Genomic DNA, 5,234 nt, shown 5'->3' with positions numbered 1-5,234 from the left:
ATAACATCAAAAACAGATGAGCTGATCTCTCGCTTAAGCTGAGCAACCATCGCTCCCAAAAACCCTGACGACGGACAGTGGAAGCCTATGCGCTGGTGCTCGAGGCCAAGAACGCATGGGTGCGGGCTGAACCGAATGCTGCGGCCCATGCCGTCGCTCTTTGCCGGGAAGCTGCTGCGATATCGCCCCGGGCAGCGGTGGCACAGGCACAGCTATCGATCGCGCTGGCCCATTTCGGGCTTTATGGCGGCGGGTCAAACGATGATTTGGCGGACGCGCTCGACGCTGCCGTGCACGCCGTTCAGTGCGGGCCGGATGCTCCCTTGGCCCATGCGGCGCATGGCTTTGCACTATCGGTCCTCAGCCGCACTGACGCCTCGGAGATAGCTTTCGCACGATGTTTTGAATTGGGCGATGCCGATGGCGAAGGCCATTATCTGGCAGCCCGAGCAAGCTTTGCCGAGGGACGGTTTCGTTCGGCCGCGTCGCTAGCGCTTAAGTCTGCCGACTTGGTAGCGGACGTGCCGCGACCCCTGTTCCTTGCCGCCCGGGCCGCCAAACGGATCGACCCCGTGCTTGGCTGCCGCATTGCGCATTCCTGTTGCCGCCACCTTGATCGGCGCCTGTCAACCGACCCGCACGAGCTCCGCTCGCGGTACACGATGGGCCCGGCATTGGCTTTGGCGTCCGAGCGTGACCCGGCCCATGAATGGCTCGCGCAGAGCTTGGACGGTGGCTCAGTATGCGGCATCCACAATGTCTTTGGTTACGCATCAATCGATGATGTCGATGCGGGTCTGAATTCCTTGGAGGAAGCCATTGATGGCGGCTACCGCGACCTGCGGTGGCTGATGCGCGAACCAATGGTCGAGCGGTTGAAAGATCAACCGCGCTTCGAGCAGCTCACCCGGACACTCCAGGCCGCCTAGGTACATAATGGTCAAAAACGTCCAATATTATGTGGGTTCCGATTCAAAACAACGTTCTTGAGCTAAACTGAGAATGGACTTTTCTATCTACGGATTAGGAAGGCGAGGCTGGGCTTGATAATCAGCGCCTAGAATCCCGATATCGCCAAACTGTAGACGGAGATTTCGCAGTTTGAATGCGAGCCCTCTTCCATGTTGCCTTGGTGCTAGGGCATTAAGCGGACCTAACTGAACTGCTAAGAAATGAACCAGATAGCATTTGGCTTTTAGAGTTTCCGAGGGCCTTTGCGGATTTCGTTGGCCTGCATATCCATCCAAAAGATCCGTTGGGTGGGATTTCCATCGTCGCGTTGTCGCCGATCTGTCAAAGAAGGCATCGACAAGCAGCTTTGGTCATTTGCCGATGTGCCTATTCGTGCAGCCAATATGAAGATCGTCGTGGTCGAAATGGCCGATGAAAGAGGTGTCGATTCTGCTTGATGGACTACAGAGGCTTCTGAATTTCGGGAGCAGCGGATTGCGAGAGGCGAGATGTCTCGAGCCGGCTTGTTAAGGTCACCTTAGCAGCGTCCGCAACTGGCGGCAAAGCTGCCATAATCGCAAAATCAAACGGCGGACAAAGAGAGTGGCTCAAAGAGCCGCTAAATGCCCGCCTTCCGAGTGTGCCAAAAAGCAATCGTTTGTGGATTTTCTAGACGGTAGGGAATTGGGAGCGGTAAAGCGGCGCCGTTCGTGGCCTATACCGACGCCTGCCAATCAGTGGTGGCGACTGTTGGACTCCTGGCAGGCCTCAAACGATGTGGGCCGATAAAGGGAAGCTTGCTGGACGGACTTCGTAGGTTCCCAGCAACTCTACCGGACATGCGCCCAGACTGGTCAGCCATGCACCTTAGTTCAGGGCTTCAGCGGATATCGGTCGGGTTCCTCGAACACGTCGATCACCAGGCTGCCAGCCTTCAGTTTAGCGGCATGGGCAGTTCCGGCGGGGATATCCCAGCTGTCACCGGGCGCGCAATGGAGGGTGCGTCCATCGACCGTTAGTTCAAGGCCGCCCTGAACGAGTGTGCCCCACTGCGCGCCGTGCTGGTGCTCTGGTATCTCCACATCCTTGTGGACATGCAGGAAGACCACCAGCGCCCCATCTGAGCGCACCGCCGACGTGGTGACGGCGTCTTCGGGGAAAGGGATATCCAGAGACGGCTGGTCTTGAATGAAATTCGGATAGGGCATGACACCTCCTGGGTTTAGGGGATGAGTACAATCTTGCCTGAGTTGCCGGGCTGAAGGGCGAGTTCGTGAGCCTCCGCCGCGTCAGCCAGAGCCAGCTTCCTCCCCACCTTGGGTTTGATTGCACCGTCTGCGGCGGCAACGAGGATGTCTGCCAGGATGTCGTTCAACTGTCTCTCGGGCACGTTCCACAGCATGATGCCTCGAATATCGAGCTCCTTCATCATCGCCATGCGGGCATTGATCGCAATCTCCCCTCGGTTCCCGATCACAACAATCCGGCCATGCATTGCGGCGATTTCCATGTCAGCTGCAAGGTTCAAATTCGCCAGCATCTCGAGAATGAGATCGGGGCCAAGACCGCCGCTTGCCTCTCTGACGCTATCGAGATAGCCCGCCTGTGAGTGATCAACGGCGTGATCGGCGCCTTCTTTTAGGACGAGCGCCAACCCCGCCTTCGAGCCTGCGCTGCCGATGACCGTCAGGCCGGCCCGTTTAGCGAGTTGGATAGCCGCTGTGCCGACCGAACCGCTCGCCCCGTGGATAAAGACGGTTTCCCCCTGTTTGGCACCGCCACGCGCGAACAGTGCGTAGTGGGCCGTTGGATAAGAAACACCAAACGTTACAGCCTCGGCATAACTCACACCCTCCGGAATGGGCAGGACATGCGATGCTGGGCGCAGGACCCTTTCTGCATAGCACCCGCTGAAATCGAGCCCCATCGCGACGCCAGCAAAGACCCGGTCGCCGATTGCCAGCCCGGTAACGTTCTCGCCCACAGCGACAACGTCTCCTGCGGCATCACCTCCTGGAATGCAGGGCAGCGCCGGTTTGATCCGATATGTTCCTTCGCGCATGTAGGTGTCTGCGGGGTTCACGCCGGCTGCCTTCACGGCAATGACCACATCATCCGGCCCTGGTGTGGGATCGGCCACCTCATCGAGCTGCAAGACCTCTGGTCCGCCGAATTTGTGAAATTGAATGGCTTTCATGTTTCACCTCCCCACCAGGTTTTCTCTAAGGGCCGGACAACCGGCATGCGGCACGAACTGGCCGATGGTTCCTTGCGTGGGAATATGGGCCGATGTCCTTGCCTCTTTGGCCGCTACAGAGCCATCCGAAAGAAGAGCATATGCTCCACCAGCTCGGGCGATATCCCCGCCGTACCGCCGACATCGAACGGTTCCACGCGTTTGAAACCCAACTTCTCATAGAGTGCCGGCATCTCGGGATTGGCGGCGAACGTGTCGGCCAAGAGTGTCTTCAGACCAATGGCGCGTGCGTCGGCGAGACGCGCCTCGACCAAAGCTTGTCCAAGGCCCAGGCCACGCGCCTGCGGACGCACATATAGATGCTTCATCTCGCCCACCCCAGGAGAGATGGTGCGCAGCGCGCCTGTCCCCAGCAAGGTGTTGTGCGCGGACCAGGCCAAATAATAGCTGCCAACGGGGGGCAGGACCTGGTCAAACTTGTTCCAGAAGCCATCCACGTGCAGCATGATGTCAAAGTCCGGCCCACCACCTTCCACCATCCTGCGACGCATCCTGCGTACATGCTCGACGAGCAGATCTCTGGCCGCCTTGACCGGGACGTCCGCACGTGAACGGTAGCGTTTCAGGTAAGCTGCACGATAGGCAGGGTTATGTTCTATCGCAGGAACATTACCGCCGTCCGCGCCGAAGGCGGAAAGACTGCGTGCATCAATACATGCGAAATTTGGCAAATTATGCATGAGAACCGCCCTCCGCGTTTTGCTCATGAGCCACATTGGTAACAAAGTGCCGGCGAAAGTGCGAGAAAACAAAAATATGAAAATGATATCTCAGCTATCATGTTGATCGATTGGCGCGACCTTCCACCCCTCTCTGCATTACGCGCGTTTGATGCGACAGCCCGCCATGGTGGCTTTGCCAGTGCGGCACGATCTTTGAATGTCACCCATGCAGCCATCGCCCAACAGGTTCGCGGGTTGGAAGCCCATCTTGGCGTTAGTCTAGCTGTGCGACAAGGGCGCAAGGTTGTGCTCACGCAGGCCGGCAAGCAGCTCGCCCACGCTCTTGGAGACGGGTTTGACACGATCTCCAGCGGCATAGCGCGACTGAAAGAGGCACATGCCAACCGCGCGCTTCGGGTCACAACAACCCCCTTCCTGACGGAGCGGGTCATCATGCCGAAACTGTCAGAGTTTTGGGTCGCCCATCCTGGCGCTGAAATCTCGATGTCACCCACCCGAGAGTATGTTGATGTGGTTGGTGAAGGATTTGATCTCGCCGTCCGGGCGCTTCTGCCTGGCCAGACCGTTGGTTTGCCGGGATCAGGGCTGAACTGTGAAACGGTCAAAGAGACGACGCTGATCGGCATCACGTCGCCAAAGCTTCTCGCCGACTATGGACCGGAGCCTGCCAATCTCCCATGGCTCTGGCATGATGTGATGGACGTCAAACTGGAGATGATGCGCCGCTTCGGCCTGCCCATTGAGCAATTGAAGCGCGTACCGATTGGCAGCGCAAACTTGCTCCTGGAGGCCGTCCGCCAAGGGCTTGGTGTCACGATCTTTAACGAAGCCATCGCTCGCGATGAAATCGAAGCCGGCGGAATCGTTGAGATGCCTCTGCCGCAGATTGTGAAGGTTGGCTATCACGCGCTCACCCCAAAGGGCCCGGAGCACCCGCTCGTCCGGCCTTTCGTTGCGTGGGTGCGAACGCTCTTGTGATCGCTACTGAGGTCATCCCTGTCTTCGCTGAACCGTCTATCGGAAGCGTCTGTTCGCGATGAGCATCGAGCGGACACTCCGTGCCGCTGACCAACTGTTTCAAATGGCGTTGCCAAAAAGATTCTGGAAGGTTGTTGTCAATGAAGTGAAACCGGTCATTCCAACGCTCCAACTACCCCTGCCAAAACCCTCCGCGCTTTTAGAGGCTTTTGAGCGGCACGGCTTCCTTTACGCAAGTAATCAGGTGCTTGCTCACCTTTGTCTCCGCCATCGGGTCTTCGGCCACAGCTGGTGGCAAATGTATGGACCGACTGCGTTTCGCAAGAGAGAATTTGGCTCGATAGCGGACGTCGCTGATATGTATC

5 protein-coding genes are annotated in these 5,234 nt (G+C 58.0%); 2 read left to right on the top strand and 3 right to left on the bottom strand.

All coding sequences use genetic code 11. The features are described from left to right. The first annotated feature begins 77 nt into the window (after positions 1–77). Positions 78–929, top strand: coding sequence for a hypothetical protein (locus JJ917_17765; GenBank protein ID MBO6700677.1), 852 nt, complete (start codon positions 78–80; stop codon positions 927–929). A gap of 894 nt (positions 930–1,823) precedes the next feature. On the opposite strand, the gene JJ917_17760 is transcribed toward JJ917_17765, so the two are convergent. From JJ917_17760 to JJ917_17750, 3 genes are all read right to left on the bottom strand, one after another. Beyond that, positions 1,824–2,159 carry a cupin domain-containing protein gene (locus JJ917_17760; protein MBO6700676.1) on the bottom strand — a complete coding sequence of 112 codons (336 nt, stop codon included), beginning with the start codon at positions 2,157–2,159 and terminating at the stop codon, positions 1,824–1,826. A gap of 14 nt (positions 2,160–2,173) precedes the next feature. Beyond that, complete coding sequence (locus tag JJ917_17755) at positions 2,174–3,106, bottom strand: NADPH:quinone reductase (protein MBO6700675.1); 933 nt, start codon at positions 3,104–3,106, stop codon at positions 2,174–2,176. Positions 3,107–3,261: 155 nt separating this feature from the next. Then, entirely contained in the window at positions 3,262–3,888 is a 627-nt protein-coding gene (locus JJ917_17750) for a GNAT family N-acetyltransferase (protein MBO6700674.1), read from the bottom strand. Between the two features lie 99 nt (positions 3,889–3,987). Here JJ917_17750 and JJ917_17745 point away from each other — a divergent pair, with 99 nt between their 5' ends. Next, positions 3,988–4,869 (top strand): LysR family transcriptional regulator, encoded by an 882-nt coding sequence (locus JJ917_17745; protein ID MBO6700673.1) that lies wholly within the window; start codon positions 3,988–3,990, stop codon positions 4,867–4,869. Positions 4,870–5,234 lie beyond the last annotated feature (365 nt).

This window comes from Hyphomicrobiales bacterium (assembly GCA_017642935.1).
In the GTDB taxonomy this organism is placed as follows: Bacteria; Pseudomonadota; Alphaproteobacteria; order Rhizobiales; family MH13; genus MH13.
Note: the sequence above shows the minus strand (reverse complement) of the source record. Positions and strands in the feature narration are given on the sequence as shown.

What these genes read in the sequence shown, in the direction of transcription:
- JJ917_17745 (MBO6700673.1), top strand. Translation starts at nt 3,988, where the DNA reads ATGTTGATCGATTGGCGCGACCTTCCACCCCTCTCTGCATTACGCGCG.
- JJ917_17750 (MBO6700674.1), bottom strand. Translation starts at nt 3,888, where the DNA reads ATGCATAATTTGCCAAATTTCGCATGTATTGATGCACGCAGTCTTTCC.
- JJ917_17760 (MBO6700676.1), bottom strand. Translation starts at nt 2,159, where the DNA reads ATGCCCTATCCGAATTTCATTCAAGACCAGCCGTCTCTGGATATCCCT.